The organism is Dokdonia sp. PRO95 (genome assembly GCF_000355805.1).
GTDB lineage: Bacteria > Bacteroidota > Bacteroidia > Flavobacteriales > Flavobacteriaceae > Dokdonia.
The window spans coordinates 2,231,269-2,247,198 of the sequence record NZ_CM001837.1; the positions used below are offsets into that span (position 1 = coordinate 2,231,269).

General features: G+C 37.6%; 14 protein-coding genes, 1 tRNA gene and 1 rRNA gene. 11 read left to right on the top strand and 5 right to left on the bottom strand.

The annotated features are described in order from the left end of the window. The first annotated feature begins 20 nt into the window (after positions 1-20). A complete protein-coding gene (locus D017_RS10090) occupies positions 21-1,145 on the top strand; it encodes a glycerophosphodiester phosphodiesterase (protein WP_035338175.1) in 1,125 nt (374 codons plus the stop codon). An 86-nt stretch (positions 1,146-1,231) separates the two neighbouring features. After that, positions 1,232-2,575, top strand: coding sequence for a tRNA (N(6)-L-threonylcarbamoyladenosine(37)-C(2))-methylthiotransferase MtaB (mtaB, locus tag D017_RS10095; RefSeq protein WP_035336324.1), 1,344 nt, complete (start codon positions 1,232-1,234; stop codon positions 2,573-2,575). 33 nt (positions 2,576-2,608) lie between these two features. On the opposite strand, the gene D017_RS10100 is transcribed toward mtaB, so the two are convergent. Both D017_RS10100 and D017_RS10105 read right to left on the bottom strand, forming a co-directional pair. Further along, positions 2,609-3,199: a GNAT family protein gene (locus tag D017_RS10100; protein WP_035336325.1), complete on the bottom strand. Its 591-nt coding sequence runs from the start codon at positions 3,197-3,199 to the stop codon at positions 2,609-2,611. Positions 3,200-3,265: 66 nt separating this feature from the next. Beyond that, complete coding sequence (locus D017_RS10105) at positions 3,266-3,799, bottom strand: hypothetical protein (protein ID WP_035336326.1); 534 nt, start codon at positions 3,797-3,799, stop codon at positions 3,266-3,268. Positions 3,800-3,877: 78 nt separating this feature from the next. Here D017_RS10105 and D017_RS10110 point away from each other — a divergent pair, with 78 nt between their 5' ends. The 5 genes from D017_RS10110 (at position 3,878) to D017_RS10130 (ending at position 8,701) form a co-directional block, all read left to right on the top strand. Then, positions 3,878-4,297: a hotdog fold thioesterase gene (locus D017_RS10110; protein WP_035336328.1), complete on the top strand. Its 420-nt coding sequence runs from the start codon at positions 3,878-3,880 to the stop codon at positions 4,295-4,297. After that, the gene (locus D017_RS10115; protein ID WP_035336329.1) at positions 4,297-5,430 is read left to right on the top strand and encodes a chorismate-binding protein; all 1,134 of its coding nucleotides are present in this window, start codon (positions 4,297-4,299) and stop codon (positions 5,428-5,430) included. Before D017_RS10110 ends, D017_RS10115 begins: the two co-directional genes overlap by 1 nt. A 100-nt stretch (positions 5,431-5,530) precedes the next feature. Further along, positions 5,531-7,249, top strand: a complete 1,719-nt coding sequence (gene menD, locus D017_RS10120) for a 2-succinyl-5-enolpyruvyl-6-hydroxy-3-cyclohexene-1-carboxylic-acid synthase (RefSeq protein WP_035336330.1) — start codon at positions 5,531-5,533, stop codon at positions 7,247-7,249. Between the two features lie 79 nt (positions 7,250-7,328). Then, positions 7,329-7,670, top strand: coding sequence for a DUF2853 family protein (locus D017_RS10125; RefSeq protein ID WP_035336332.1), 342 nt, complete (start codon positions 7,329-7,331; stop codon positions 7,668-7,670). A 197-nt stretch (positions 7,671-7,867) separates the two neighbouring features. Beyond that, a complete protein-coding gene (locus D017_RS10130) occupies positions 7,868-8,701 on the top strand; it encodes a S1-like domain-containing RNA-binding protein (RefSeq protein WP_035336333.1) in 834 nt (277 codons plus the stop codon). Between the two features lie 82 nt (positions 8,702-8,783). Here the strand turns inward: D017_RS10130 and D017_RS14990 are convergent, their stop codons facing one another. Both D017_RS14990 and D017_RS10140 read right to left on the bottom strand, forming a co-directional pair. Continuing rightward, complete coding sequence (locus D017_RS14990; RefSeq protein ID WP_051583871.1) at positions 8,784-9,200, bottom strand: hypothetical protein; 417 nt, start codon at positions 9,198-9,200, stop codon at positions 8,784-8,786. 129 nt (positions 9,201-9,329) lie between these two features. Next, a complete protein-coding gene (locus tag D017_RS10140) occupies positions 9,330-10,466 on the bottom strand; it encodes a C1 family peptidase (RefSeq protein ID WP_035338178.1) in 1,137 nt (378 codons plus the stop codon). A gap of 43 nt (positions 10,467-10,509) precedes the next feature. Here D017_RS10140 and D017_RS10145 point away from each other — a divergent pair, with 43 nt between their 5' ends. Next, complete coding sequence (locus D017_RS10145) at positions 10,510-11,349, top strand: 1,4-dihydroxy-2-naphthoyl-CoA synthase (RefSeq protein ID WP_035328184.1); 840 nt, start codon at positions 10,510-10,512, stop codon at positions 11,347-11,349. Positions 11,350-11,446: 97 nt separating this feature from the next. Here D017_RS10145 and D017_RS10150 read toward each other — a convergent pair whose 3' ends face one another. Next, positions 11,447-12,535 (bottom strand): M42 family metallopeptidase, encoded by a 1,089-nt coding sequence (locus D017_RS10150; protein ID WP_035336334.1) that lies wholly within the window; start codon positions 12,533-12,535, stop codon positions 11,447-11,449. A 108-nt stretch (positions 12,536-12,643) separates the two neighbouring features. On the opposite strand from D017_RS10150, the gene D017_RS10155 reads away from it, so the two are divergent. From D017_RS10155 to D017_RS10165, 3 genes are all read left to right on the top strand, one after another. Next, the gene (locus D017_RS10155; RefSeq protein ID WP_035336335.1) at positions 12,644-13,324 is read left to right on the top strand and encodes a DUF4294 domain-containing protein; all 681 of its coding nucleotides are present in this window, start codon (positions 12,644-12,646) and stop codon (positions 13,322-13,324) included. 780 nt (positions 13,325-14,104) lie between these two features. Then, positions 14,105-15,628, top strand: a 16S ribosomal RNA gene (locus tag D017_RS10160). Positions 15,629-15,841: 213 nt separating this feature from the next. Then, positions 15,842-15,915 (top strand) — tRNA-Ile (locus D017_RS10165). The last annotated feature ends 15 nt before the right edge of the window (positions 15,916-15,930 follow it).

The following is a 15,930-nucleotide window of genomic DNA, read 5'->3' on the forward strand; positions in this document are numbered from 1 at the left end:
TAGATTCTACCTTTGTGTACATGATTCGTTTAATCAGCATAACGCTTTTATTTTCAATACTCATCTTATCTTGTGATCAAATGGAGGAACCTCAAATTCATAATACGCCTATTGTTATTGCACACAGGGGAGCACAATTTTTATATCCCGAGCATACGATGGAAGGGTATAAAAAAGCAATCGAACTAGGCGCAGATTTTATAGAGCCAGATCTTGTGATGACAAAGGATGGAATTCTTGTAGCTAGGCATGAGCCTTTTATTTCTGAAACGACTAATGTCTCTGCGCTCCCAGAATATGCAGATCGTAAAACAACCAAAATGCTTGATGGTGTAGCTGTGACAGATTGGTTTGTATCTGACTTCACGTTTAGCGAACTCAAAACACTACGAGCTAGGCAGTCTTGGGAAGAGAGAACTCACGAGTATGATGATCTTTTTGAGATCCCTACGTTTGAGGAGATTATCGCTTTCGCGAAAGCGCATAAAACCACATCAGGAAATTCTGTGGGTATTTATCCAGAATTAAAGCATCCTAGTTTTCATAAAAGTCTAGGGCTCGCCATGGAAGATGTCTTCCTTAATCAGATTACAATTGCTGGTTATGTAAGTAAGACTTCTCCCATTTTTGTGCAATGTTTTGAGGTGAGTACGTTGCAGTACATAGCAACTCATTCTGAAGTGAGACTTATACAGCTTATTGGTGCAGCTGGAATCTCTAGTAATGGAGATTTACGCTTCACTAAAGAAGATGGCAGCTATGATCCAGAAGGGCAACCTTATGATTTCATACTTAATAAAAATGCTCACACGTACAGCTACTTTACAACCGAAGAGGGAATGAAGTTTGTCTCCGCCTATGCAGATGGTATAGGTCCTTGGAAACCTTTTGTAATTTCTTATAGTAAAACAGATGAAGGAGAGGTTGAGGTGCTAGCTCCTACAGATTTTGTTGCGATGGCACATAAGTATAAGTTAGAAGTGCATCCGTACACCTTTAGAAAAGAAGATACCCTGTGGAATAATAATAAGAGTGGTGCAACCGAGTATCAATTGTTTTTTAAGGCAGGGGTAGACGGAGTTTTTAGCGATTATACTAAGGATGCCGTTGCTGCTAGAAACAAATTCTTTACTACTAGAGATTAGTTATTATAAGTAATAATATTTTCTTTACTTCTTTTGTTACCTTTGCAGTCCTCAAAAATTGAGCAATTTTTTCAAATCATCACCACATGTCCTCTACAAAGAAAGTCGCATTTTATACATTAGGTTGTAAACTCAATTTTTCAGAGACTAGTACTATTGCTCGTAGTTTTGGACAGGAAGGTTTTGATAAAGTCGAGTTTTCTGAGCCTGCAGATGTCTATGTGATAAATACATGTAGTGTGACAGAAAATGCAGATAAGCGTTTTAAGTCTATTGTAAAACAAGCTCAAAAAGTAAATCCAGAAGGAGTCACTGTCGCAGTAGGTTGTTATGCACAACTCAAGCCAGAAGAGCTTGCTGCTGTAGATGGTGTAGATCTCGTTCTTGGAGCGACAGAGAAGTTTAATGTTACTAGCTATATAAACGATTTACTAGATAATCCAGATAGATCTAAGGAAGGTGGAGAAGTGCACGCTTGTGAGATTCAAGATGCAGATTTCTATGTAAGTTCTTATTCTATAGGAGATAGAACTCGTGCCTTTCTAAAGGTGCAAGATGGCTGTGATTATAAATGCACCTATTGTACCATACCACTCGCTAGAGGTATTTCTAGAAGTGATACATTACAAAATGTACTCGATAACGCTTCAAAAATAGCTGCGCAAGGTATAAAAGAGATTGTGCTTACTGGAGTTAATATAGGAGATTACGGTAAGGGTGAATTTGGTAATAAAAAACACGAGCATACTTTTTTAGAACTTGTACAAGAACTTGATAAAGTAGAAGGAATAGAACGCTTAAGAATATCTTCCATAGAGCCTAATCTTCTTAAGAATGAAACAATAGATGTGGTGTCTAAGTCACGCACTTTTGTACCTCATTTTCACATTCCACTGCAGAGTGGAAGTAACAAGATTCTTGGGTTAATGCGTCGTCGTTATCAACGAGAGCTGTATGTAGACCGTGTTGCTAAAATAAAGGAGGTTATGCCCCACGCTTGTATAGGTGTAGATGTAATCGTAGGTTTTCCAGGAGAAACAGATGAGGATTTTCTAGAAACGTATAATTTCCTTACTAGTTTAGACATCTCTTACCTACACGTCTTCACGTACTCAGAACGTGATAATACTCCTGCAGCTGCAATGGATGGCGTAGTTCCCAAAAAAGTGCGAAGTAAACGTAGTAAAATGTTACGAGGACTTTCAGCCAAAATGCGTAGAGCATTCTATGAGTCTCAATTAAACAGCACGCGTACTGTACTTTTTGAAAGTGAGAATAAGGAAGGCTACATTCACGGGTTTACAGAAAATTACGTAAAAGTAAAATCTCCTTGGAATCCAGAACTTGTAAATACATTGCATGAGGTGGAGCTAACTTCCATAGACGATGATGGAATGGTAAGATTTGAATTTACAAAAGTTGAGGTGTAGATAATTGCTTTCGCGAAAGCGCACTTTAAAAATCTACTCTTCTTTACTATCCAGAATATCAATAAATCGCGTGTTCTTAATTTCTTCCCATTCTTCTTTGAGAATAGAATAACAACAAGAATTACGGCGTCTGCCATTCTTTGTAATAATATCCTTGCGCATAATACCTTCAAGCGTTGCGCCTAGTTTTTCTACCGCTTTTCTTGAGCGAGTATTACGCTCATCAATACGAAATTCTACGCGTTCATAACGTAGCTTTTCAAAGGCATAACGTAACATGAGAAACTTAACATGTAAGTTAAGACCGCTTCCGCGAAAATCTTCTCCAAGCCACGTCCATCCTATATGAACTACTTTATTTAAGGCGTCTATGTTACCAAATCGAGTAGATCCAGCAAATTTGCCATGTTTTTTATCAAAAATTATAAATGGTAAAGCAGTTCCTAGAGATTGCCTTTTAATCGCGTCTTTTATATAAGCTGTAAGTTTAGGCCCAGTAGATATGTCTGAACCGCCATAAGCGTTAAGATCGACTTCTTGTGATAGTGGAAGAAGATCACTGTAGTGATAATTTTCTAAGGCAAGTAATTTAGCTCTTTCGTTTTCTAATGTCTTTACTTTCATATCAAAAAAAATGTGTCGTATTTAAAAATACGACACATTTTGTAAGAAGCGATATGTTATGAGTTATTATACTCCTAAAATCTCAGCATCTACTTTAAATTTAGTATAAATCTCGATTTCGTGATCAGACTCTATAGTTTGATCTGTTGTTGTTTCTGTACGTAATCTGTAAGAATCTTTCTTAATGTACTCTTCAAGCTCTACATTTTCTATGTCTAGCGTAAGTGAGCGAGCTCCATTTTCTGGTATACCCACTTTAGAAGCTATGAGTTGTTCTGGAAGACCATCTGCAGTGATATAAATGAAAATTTCATTTAAAAAATCAAAATCACCAGAAGCAGGTGTTTGAAGGTCAAGTCTTATTGTGGTTAACTTTACACTCTCCACAAGGCTAGAATTTGTATTGTTGTTCTCAAATTCTGACTCTGAGTTTGTTGTAGTCTCCGGAGTAACAATATCAAACGGCGTACCTAATAGGGTAGTGGCCTGTATGGTAAAATTTGTAGTGTAGTCTATATCAAACTTAGTGAGCTCATCTATTTTATCACAAGAGATAAATGTTAATATAAGTAATGTGATAGCTAGTGTCTTTTTAATCATAATAGAGGGTTTTGTGTTCAATATTAACGAAATTTGATATGCGAAAGTATCTATAATTTGTTTGCTTGAAAGATTTATATGAAAAATAGTAAAGAAGAAGTACTAGCACGTCTAGCAGAGAGTTGTAAAAATACTTTAATGGAAACCTTAGATATTACTTATATCGATTTTGGAGAGGATTTTCTTGTAGCACAAATGCCTGTAACTCCAAAAGTGCATCAGCCTGATGGAGTGCTGCATGGAGGTGCTATGGTTGCACTTGCAGAGAGTGTAGGGAGCGCGGCTAGTTTTATGTTTCTCAATCAGGAGCATACCATTAGAGGTATCGAAATCTCGGCAAATCATGTGAAGAGCAAACGTGATGGGATGGTTTATGCAAAAGCTACATTTATACACAAAGGCAGAACCACCCAGCTTTGGAACATCGATGTGGTAGATGAAAATGATGCCCTTATATCTAAATGTAAATTGACTACAATCGCATTGCCTAGGAAGTAATGAATAGCACAGACTTTTTTAACCATATCGAAGAGCATTTTGAAAGTACATTGCCATTTGTGGTGTACAGAAAACCTAATCAAGAAAAGATTCATGCGCTTTTACAAGATGATGAAATTCTTCATGAGGTAAATGACTTCTCAGAAAGTGGCTTTGTGTTTGCTCCTTTTGATGCATCTACTTCAGAGACTGTCTTGATTCCTACAGAAGAGTCTTTTGTTATGGAACTAGATTCTTTTGAAAATGATATACTGCTAGATGCAGAAACAATCGTTGTTAATCACACAAAAGAAGATCGTGCAGCACATATTGACTTAGTAAGAAAAGGAATTAAGGCCATAGCAGATACGGTTATGAAGAAAGTTGTGCTTTCGCGAAAGCAAAACATACCGCATAACTATGAATCTCCTGTGGAGATTTTCAAGCGATTACTTGGGACTTATAAAACTGCATTTGTGTATTGCTGGTATCATCCTAAGGTAGGTTTATGGCTAGGGGCTACTCCGGAAACATTGTTATCTATAAATAATAGACGTTTGCATACCATGTCGCTAGCTGGAACACAGAAAACAAGCACTAGCTCTCATGTGGTCTGGGGAGCAAAAGAAAGAGAGGAACAACAATTTGTGACAGATTCTATTGTTGAAAATCTATCAACGCTTGTAAATGACCTTCAAGTTTCTGATGTAATGACTCAGCAAGCAGGAACTTTGCTGCACCTTAAAACAGATATTTCTGCAATCATCAATGAAAATGAAACAAGCATAGCTGCTGTAATAAATGCTTTACACCCCACACCAGCCGTTTGCGGACTACCAAAAAATGAAGCAAAAGATTTCATTCTTAATCATGAAGGATATGAACGTTCTTATTATACAGGGTTCTTAGGAGAACTTAATTATAAAACAGAAAAAAAGAGAGCAAGTACACGTAGGAATGTTGAGAATCTAGCGTATAGCACCATAAAAAAGCATACACTCTTATTTGTAAACCTACGATGTATGGAAGTAGATGCTAGTGGAGCACAGTTATATGTAGGTGGAGGAGTAACCGCCTCAAGTGATGCTGTTGCAGAGTGGGAGGAAACCGTAAATAAGCTTCAAACCATAGCAAAAGTACTACGTACTACATAATATGAGTGTACGATCTGAGAAACTAAATATCTCAAATTTTCTACATTTCCTGATTGTGGATGCCTAATTCTATAGGGTAGAAATCGTATTTTTGTTACTAATGATCCACTCTAAAATTCCTGTAGCACAATCTATCGTTCACCTTTGCTTAAGTAAAGGAATTGATACGGTTATTATATCTCCAGGGTCCCGTAACGCACCGCTCACTATTGAGTTTACAAAAAATCCAAATATAAAAGCATACAGCATTGTAGATGAGCGTTGTGCAGCCTTTGTAGCTTTAGGAATAGCACAGCAATCTAGAAAACCTGTGGCTATTGTATGTACTTCGGGTAGTGCTTTACTTAATTACTATCCAGCAATCTCTGAAGCTTTTTATAGTGATATACCGCTTATCGCTATAAGTGCAGATAGACCTATTGAACGTATAGATATAGGAGATGGACAGACGATAAGGCAGAAGAACGTTTTTGAAAATCACATTTTGTATTCGGCAAATTTATATTCAGAATTAGTGCCTACAGACGAGGTTACGGATACTAAGGTTGCCCAGAAAATAAAGGAAAGCCAGCGACATAATGATCAAGAGATTAATAAAGCGCTCAATATTGCGATTGAACAATCTGGGCCAGTACATATTAATGTTCCTTTTTACGAGCCTTTGTATGAGATGACAGATGTGGCGATAGCAAAACCTATAGAAGTAGCACCTCACAAAATTATTGGTGAGTTATCTCTAGACGAGTTACAGCCATATATGGATAGCTGGAGTAAAGCAACGCGTAAGCTTGTAATTATTGGCGTTCAGGAACCTGATATGATGGATCAATCATTACTTGATATGCTAGGCAATGATCCAAGTGTTATTGTGTTTACAGAGACTACTTCAAATGTTTCTCATCCTAATTTTTTTACGCGCATAGATAACATTATAGGTAGTCTGGATGATGACGGCTTTAAAGCATTGCAGCCAGATATTGTATTAACCTTTGGAGGAATGGTAGTTTCAAAAAAGGTAAAAGCTTTTCTTAGAAATTACCAGCCACAACAACACTGGCATGTAGATACCAAGAAAGCTTATGATACTTATTTCTGTCTCAATAAGCACTTTGAAACATCTGCCTCTCACTTTTTAGAAAGCCTGAGAGAGCACACTTCTTACTCTCAAAGCCCTTACCAAAAGGAATGGCTCGCTGTAAGGGAAAAACGCGATATACTGCATACAGAGTATATCAATCAAATGGAATGGTGCGATTTTAAGGCATTTGACCATATTCTCAGTGAGATTCCAGATCACTCAATGCTGCAACTAGGTAATAGTAGTACTGTGAGATACGCTCAGCTTTTTGATATCAATAAAACCCTTGAGGTGTATTGTAATAGAGGAACTAGTGGTATAGATGGAAGCACCAGTACGGCAATAGGAGCTGCTATGGTAAGTGCAAAACCTACTACACTCATTACTGGAGAGCTAAGTTTTTTTTATGATAGTAATGCGCTGTGGAACAAGAATATCCCGCAAGATTTCAAAATCATCGTTATTAACAACAGTGGAGGAGGTATTTTCCGCATCTTGCCTAACAAGGATAAGAACACAGATAACTTTGATGAGTTTTTTGAAACTACGCATGATCTTTCGGCAGAGAAATTATGTGAGATGTATAATTTTAAGTACTTAAAAGCAGATAGTGAGGAAGGTTGCGCTTTCGCGAAAGCGGAGTTATATGCATCTAACGATAAACCTACATTGCTTGAAATCTTCACACCGCGCAAAATCAACGATAAAGTGTTACTCGATTACTTTAACTTTATCAAGTAAGCTTTTTTAAGGAGAGTTTAACTTTTTGTTTATCTTTAGGAAGTAAAATCGAATTAACTAAACTAGTAATAACATAATTATGAGCAAAAGAGAAGAACTCATCGCTAAGTATGCAGATGATTTAAAAAACAAATGTGGAGTAACTCCAGATATGGATTTCCTTACAAAAGTAACAATAGGATGTGGACCGTCTATCTATAATAAAGACTCATCTACAGTTTCTGGAGGTAGTGCTACAGAAATCGCTACTGTGAAGAATAACTTCTTAATAAAAAAGCTAGGTCTTGCAGATAGCGCAGACTTAGATAAGGCTATCGATAGTGTTCTTGAAACATACGGAAAGTCTAACCGTAATAAATATCGTGCCGTAGTATACTATATGCTAGCTAAGCACTTTAAAAAAGAGTCTGTTTACAAATAGACTACTATTACATTTTATATGTAGAAAACGCTTTGACAACAAGTCAAAGCGTTTTTTTGTTTTAAGGTAGCTATTTGTTTGCTTAATCGTCTCAGGTATTCATCTCAAATTCTTGTTATTTGTACCCATAGATTAAGTCAGACGTAGATGGTTGTTTGTAATTCAAGTAATCGTATTTTTGCACTTTAATTAAGATTATGTTAGATATAGGAAAGTACCATATAATGAGAATAGATAGAGAGACAGAGCCTGGGCTTTTTCTTTCTAATGAAGCAGGAGATGACGTCTTGTTACCCAATAAATATGTGCCAGAGGAGTATAAAATATGGGATGAACTTAACGTGTATGTTTATCTTGATCATGAAGAGAGGCCGGTAGCGACTACTCTTAAGCCTTTTATAGAGCTTAATGACTTTGGTTATTTGCGTTGTACTGCCGTAAATGAAGTAGGAGCATTTTTAGACTGGGGACTTGAAAAAGAACTGTTTGTTCCATTTGCTCAACAAGCTAGACCTATGAAAGTAGGAAGCTGGTACATTGTTTACATGTATCTAGACGCAAAAACAAACCGTCTTGCGGCTACAAGCAAAACCATGAAGTATTTATCTAACGATAATGTTGAGGTTAAGAAATTTGATAAAGTAGAGGTGATTATTTCTCACATTACAGAGCGCGGTGCAAATGCAATTGTAAATAGTAAGCATAAAGGGCTCATCTACAAGGAAGATATTTTTGAAGATATAAGAACTGGTGATAAGCTTGAAGCATGGGTGAAGAAGGTGAGACCAGATGGGAAAATAGATCTGGTCCTGCAAGAAGAAGGATACAAAAGTATAGAGCCTAATGCACAGTATATCTTTGACGAACTTCAAGCAAATGATGGATTCATGGCTTTGCATGATAAATCTGATCCAGTAGATATACAAAACCAATTAGGGTTAAGTAAAAAAAGTTTTAAAAAAGCGATTGGGACTTTGTATCGAGATCGTAAAATACTTATCAAGGATGACGGAATACATCTTATAGATTAGTTTTCTAAAATAAGTCCTAAAAACAGTAGGCAGCTCATCGAGCTGCCTACTGTTTTTATATATGGAGGATTTTAAAATATTCTTAGTAAACTGGACTAGATGAGCGACTAGTGACCCATTCAACAGCTGTGGGTAAGTTGTCAAATATTCTAGGTTCAAATGGATAAAATTTGCTCTCAAAAATGGAAGACTTTTTACTAGTCTCATTATAACTTACAATGGCGACTTTAGCATTAGGGATATTGAAAGGCTCAGTATTCATAAGTGCTGTAGGAACAACAGCATAAGCATTAAGTCTATTTGATATGTATCCAAATGTGTCTAAATGGTTAAAATGATCTTTGATAAGCGAGGCTAGATATTCGTAATTTTGAGCATCAAGTAAAACGCCTTCTTTAAATTCTGTTACGAGATAATTTTTAAACATAGTAACAGATCCGATGTCTAGATGATATATAGTTTCAATATCTTCTATAGACTTTAATTCCCTTATACTCATTGACTTTGGTAGTTGTGATTATTACTTAAAGATAATTTGAATAAAAACCTTAAGGATAATAAGTTACAAAGGGACTACTGTATAGTGTTAAAATTCAATTAGTCGATAAAAGTGACTATTTCGTCGAGTTTAAAAACGAATCTTTCTAGAAATTTGTTTTGATAGCCCTTCTTTATGCATAATCACAGAGATGGCCTTGAGACGTATGTAGGGCACACTCATATATATGTAGCCATCATACTTCGTTCTTCCAGAGTCTGTACCCCACGAGTTTTTTACTTTATAATAGACATTACCATTTTGATCTGTTGCTTTCCCTGTGATATGCATCAAGTGGTCATCTGTAGTATTATAGTTTTCAAACTCATCTTGACGGTATTGTTGTGTAATTGTTTTTTCTTGCTCCGGTCCTAGTACAGCGAGTTTCTTATTACTTTCATTATCTGGTATTACAGCTACACCGTGTTTTGAAGAAAAAGATAACTCACTCACATCACAATCTAGCGTTACTGTATAACCGTTGCTTAATGCGTTATCTATATTTGAAACAAACTCATCTAGCGGTACATTATACATCGCTCCATTAGAAAAGTTATCAGGAATATTAAGGATGAATGATTTGTAAAATGGCTGGTGAGTAAAAGAAGTTAGTGTTACATAATCGGTAGGCACTATCTTCATTTCCTTCGCAAACTCTTTAGGAGTGTACGTTTTACCATCATAAGAAAAATTATTAATATTCTCACCTAGATAAACATCCAGCACCTTATCTACTGCGGTTTTCCACTTTTTGCTTAATGTTCTTCCTGGATTATCTATATAAGTGTCTAGCATACTATGTATAACAGCCACCATTTCGGCGTGGTTATGTTTAGTATCTGTAAGTGTCAGACCGGTGTAGGCGCTGTTTGGTGCTAGGCCATAACGCGTAACACTATTAATGACATCGTGCGCGAGTCCGCCTTCAGAAAATTGAGCCTTTCCTTGACGCATTACATAATTTTCAGCTTTTGCCGGGTAAGTATTCCTTACTGTGTACATTTCTGAAAGATCTACCATTTTACCAGTAAGTCTAGCAATCTCGCTTTCTAAAAATGAAGATGTACTAAAACTCCAGCACGTTCCTGTTACTCCTTGACTTATGACTGGTGTAGCCTGTAAATCAATAGTATCTGTAAAAATGTAGGAACCCGTAGTGTTTTCTTGTGCGTAATACGCTTTTGCGAAAGCAAAAACAACCACAATACTTAGTAGTACTTTTTTCATCATCTAGTAATAAAGAATTATTTTTACGTAAAAATAGCACATTATGGATAAGCCAAACTGGCAAACAGCCAAAGAATATAAAGACATAACTTACAAAAAGAGTAACGGTGTTGCTCGCATAGCCTTTAATAGACCAGACGTGCGCAACGCGTTTAGGCCTAATACCACAAAGGAATTATATGATGCCTTTTATGATGCAAATGAAGATACATCTATAGGAGTAGTGTTACTCTCTGCCGAGGGACCATCTTCTAAAGACGGCGTCTATAGTTTTTGCTCTGGTGGAGATCAAAAAGCACGTGGTAAAGAAGGTTATGTAGGTGAAGATGGATATCATAGATTAAATATACTTGAGGTGCAACGTCTCATACGTTTTATGCCTAAGGCAGTAATTGCTGTTGTCCCAGGATGGGCAGTAGGAGGTGGGCATAGCCTGCACGTAGTTTGTGACTTAACTCTTGCAAGTAAGGAACACGCTATTTTTAAACAAACAGATGCAGATGTAACTTCTTTTGACGGTGGATACGGAAGTGCTTACCTCGCAAAAATGGTAGGTCAAAAGAAAGCGAGAGAGATTTTCTTCTTAGGTAGAAACTATTCTGCTCAAGAGGCTTATGAGATGGGGATGGTAAATGCAGTGATACCTCACGCAGAGCTAGAAGATACTGCCTACGAGTGGGCGCAAGAGATTCTTGCAAAATCACCTATTTCTATAAAGATGCTCAAATTTGCAATGAACCTTACAGATGACGGTATGGTGGGACAACAAGTTTTTGCTGGAGAGGCTACACGTCTAGCATATATGACAGATGAGGCCGTAGAGGGTAGAAATGCATTTTTAGAAAAAAGAGCACCTAACTTTGATAAGAAGTGGATTCCTTAATGAAAGGAATAATTTAATAGTAAACATAAAAAATCCCGCTCTATATTATAGAGCGGGATTTTTATTAAAAACGCTTTCGCGAAAGCGTAACTACTACTTATTCAAAATATGAAAACGTCTCACCATCTTCTATAGTAAGCAGCGTTTCATAAATAAGTTTTATTACATTCTCTACATCTTCACGGTGTACCATCTCTACAGTAGTGTGCATATATCTTAATGGTAATGATATAAGAGCAGAGGCAACACCACTACCGCTATAAGCAAAAGCATCTGTATCTGTACCCGTAGCACGAGAAAGTGCAGCCCTCTGGAAAGGAATCTCTTTCTTCTCTGCAGTTTCTGTAATACGGTCACGTAGTTTTTGCTGTACAGCAGGAGCATAAGCAACTACAGGGCCTTTGCCTATCTCTGCGTGTCCCTGTTTTTTCATATCTATCATAGGTGTTGTCGTGTCGTGAGTAACATCTGTGACAATGGCAACATCTGGTTTTATACGTTCTGCAATCATTTGTGCTCCACGCAGTCCTATCTCTTCTTGTACTGAGTTTGTGATGTATAGTCCAAAAGGTAGTTTCTTTTTATTCTCGTGTAAAAGTCTCGCTACCTCTGCAATCATAAAACCACCAGCGCGGTTATCTATCGCTCTACACACAAATTTATCGTCATTAAGAATATGGAAGGTGTCTGGATACGTAATTACACAACCTACGTGTACACCCATTTTTTCTACCTCTTCTTTATCTTTTGCTCCTATGTCTATAAAGATATTGTCAGGTTTTGGTGCTTCTTCTTTTGCTTTATTACGAGTATGTATTGCTGGCCAGCCAAAAACTCCTTTTACAATTCCGTTTTTAGTATGCACGTTTACAATCTTAGAAGGTGCAATCTGGTGATCACTACCACCATTGCGTATTACATAGATAAGACCATTATCTGCTATGTAATTTACATACCAAGAGATTTCATCTGCGTGACCTTCTATTACAACCTTATATTTTGCCTCAGGATTTATTACCGCAACCGCCGTACCGTAGGTATCTGTGATAAACTCATCTACATATGGTTTAAGATAATCCATCCATAATTTCTGTCCATCCCACTCATAGCCTGTAGGGGCTGCGTTGTTGAGGTAACTCTCAAGAAAGTCTAGAGACTTTTTATTTAAAATGCTTTTTGAAGCCATAGAATAATATTTTTTTTAAAAGTAAGAATATTAACCAAGAGTTAATGACGTTATAGCACTCTAATCTTTAATTTTGGAATGATTTTAGCTTAAAGCGAAATAAAAAAGATGCGTATACATAATCTCCTATATATAATAGTATTCATAGCAGGGCTTGCACAAGCTCAAGAAACTCCTGTAGATTCAACAGAAGTTGAAATTGAATATTACATAATTCAAGGAGACACCATTCCAAGGAGCGCTATAGATCTTAATGAGGTAATCGTTTTTAAAAGGCTAAAATTTGATAATAAGCAAGACCGAAGACGATACTTAATACTACGCCGTAAAACCAGAAAGGTTTTTCCTTATGCAAAACTCGCTGCAGATAGGCTGGTCGCGCTTAATAATAGACTTGACTCCATAGAAGGAAAACGTGCTAGAAAGAAATACACAAAAATCATTCATAAGTACCTAGAAGGCGAATTTTCAGCAGAGCTTAAGAAACTCACACGCACAGAAGGGCAAATACTTATTAAACTCATACATCGTCAAACAGGTGAGACAGCCTTCGAGTTAATAAAGAGACTACGCAGTGGCTGGAGAGCATTTTGGTATAACACCACCGCAAGCGCTTTTGATATTTCACTTAAGAGAGAATTCAATCCAGAACAAGAACAAGAGGATTACCTTATAGAAGATATACTACAGCGTTCTTTTCAATCAGGTATACTTGAGCCGCAGCCTAGTGTGTTAGATTTTAAATTTCTCGAATTATCAGATAAGTGGAAGAATAAAGGAGTAGAGTAGTACCTATATACTTTAGTGTAGTGTACCTTTTACGCTTTCGCGAAAATTTCTAGGGTGGTTTTTGCAGCTATTTGATGGTTGCTGAGGTAAGATGTGCTAGTTTTTCTGAATTTATAGGGTGCAAAAGAGGGTTCTTTTATGGTTATTTATGTGTCAATCAAATTATTTTAAAAGCTACTTCTTGTGTTTACAGGGAGTTGCATATTTCCTTAAAATTTCCTTAAGAATATTCTTGTCAGATTAGAACTTCGGTGTATCTTTGCCACCCGCTTCACGGTAAGAGTTTGTTCTTTTAAATGGCTTCAAAAAGTTTGTTTTTATTTCTTCAAATTATTTTTCAAAAGATAGTTTGTAATTAGGAAAAAGGTTGTAGTTTTGCAGCCGCTAACAAATGGAGGTTATTTGTGAGTTATGTTCATTGCAATTGTTACTTGGTTTTAGAGGTTGAAAATTAAATTTTCAATTATTTTTAAGATTAAGTTGTGAGTTTAAAAAACAGTTGTATATTTGCACCCGCTTAGAGAAACAGTAACATATCTAGCGAAGTTCAAGAGTTTTTATTGAGATGTTTTGGAAGATTAGTTAGTCTAATTTGAGGTTCGATTCCTTGGCATTTACAAGAGTTTTCTACTATTAATAGTGGTAGAGAAAGTTCATTGATTTATTGAATTGACAGCGCGTATTAATACCTTCGGGTATTATTACAAAGAATTTGAAAACTAGAAGTTTATTATTGACCGGATATTTCGAGTTGTGAGGAGTTAAAATTATTAACAACACACGATGAAGAGTTTGATCCTGGCTCAGGATGAACGCTAGCGGCAGGCTTAACACATGCAAGTCGAGGGGTAACAGGAGTAGCTTGCTATTTGCTGACGACCGGCGCACGGGTGCGTAACGCGTATAGAATCTACCTTATACTGGGGGATAGCCTTTGGAAACGAAGATTAATACCCCATAGTATTATTTTTTGGCATCATTAAATAATTAAAGTTTCGGCGGTATAAGATGACTATGCGTTCTATTAGTTAGTTGGTAAGGTAACGGCTTACCAAGACTGCGATAGATAGGGGTCCTGAGAGGGAGATCCCCCACACTGGTACTGAGACACGGACCAGACTCCTACGGGAGGCAGCAGTGAGGAATATTGGACAATGGAGGCAACTCTGATCCAGCCATGCCGCGTGTAGGAAGACTGCCCTATGGGTTGTAAACTACTTTTATATGGGAAGAATAAGGTCTACGTGTAGACTGATGACGGTACCATAAGAATAAGCACCGGCTAACTCCGTGCCAGCAGCCGCGGTAATACGGAGGGTGCAAGCGTTATCCGGAATCATTGGGTTTAAAGGGTCCGTAGGCGGGCATATAAGTCAGTGGTGAAAGTCTGTGGCTTAACCATAGAATTGCCATTGATACTGTATGTCTTGAATTATTGTGAAGTGGTTAGAATATGTAGTGTAGCGGTGAAATGCTTAGAGATTACATAGAATACCGATTGCGAAGGCAGATCACTAACAATATATTGACGCTGATGGACGAAAGCGTAGGTAGCGAACAGGATTAGATACCCTGGTAGTCTACGCCGTAAACGATGGATACTAGTTGTTTGGCCTTCGGGCTGAGTGACTAAGCGAAAGTGATAAGTATCCCACCTGGGGAGTACGTTCGCAAGAATGAAACTCAAAGGAATTGACGGGGGCCCGCACAAGCGGTGGAGCATGTGGTTTAATTCGATGATACGCGAGGAACCTTACCAGGGCTTAAATGTAGTCTGACAGCTTTAGAGATAGAGTTTTCTTCGGACAGATTACAAGGTGCTGCATGGTTGTCGTCAGCTCGTGCCGTGAGGTGTCAGGTTAAGTCCTATAACGAGCGCAACCCCTGTGGTTAGTTGCCAGCGAGTAATGTCGGGAACTCTAGCCAGACTGCCGGTGCAAACCGTGAGGAAGGTGGGGATGACGTCAAATCATCACGGCCCTTACGTCCTGGGCCACACACGTGCTACAATGGTAGGGACAGAGAGCAGCCACTTAGCGATAAGGAGCGAATCTATAAACCCTATCTCAGTTCGGATTGGAGTCTGCAACTCGACTCCATGAAGCTGGAATCGCTAGTAATCGGATATCAGCCATGATCCGGTGAATACGTTCCCGGGCCTTGTACACACCGCCCGTCAAGCCATGGAAGCTGGGGGTACCTGAAGTCCGTCACCGTAAGGAGCGGCCTAGGGTAAAACTGGTAACTAGGGCTAAGTCGTAACAAGGTAGCCGTACCGGAAGGTGCGGCTGGAACACCTCCTTTCTAGAGCTTGTCCCTGTTATAGTGCGTTATGTATTTATATGTAACAATATCTTTAACAAACAGCAAACGACTTACAACCGAAAGGTTAGTAATAGGTTTTAGTTTTCAATAGCTGTCGATTTAATTTTAATAAACAAGTAAATAGTAGTTAGACTTTAGTATTGAGTTTTTTACTTAAGACTATTACTTAACAACTATAGATTGTTTAATTACAGTCTCATAGCTCAGCTGGTTAGAGCGCTACACTGATAATGTAGAGGTCGGCAGTTCGAGTCTGCCTGAGACTACTAGTTAATAACCGG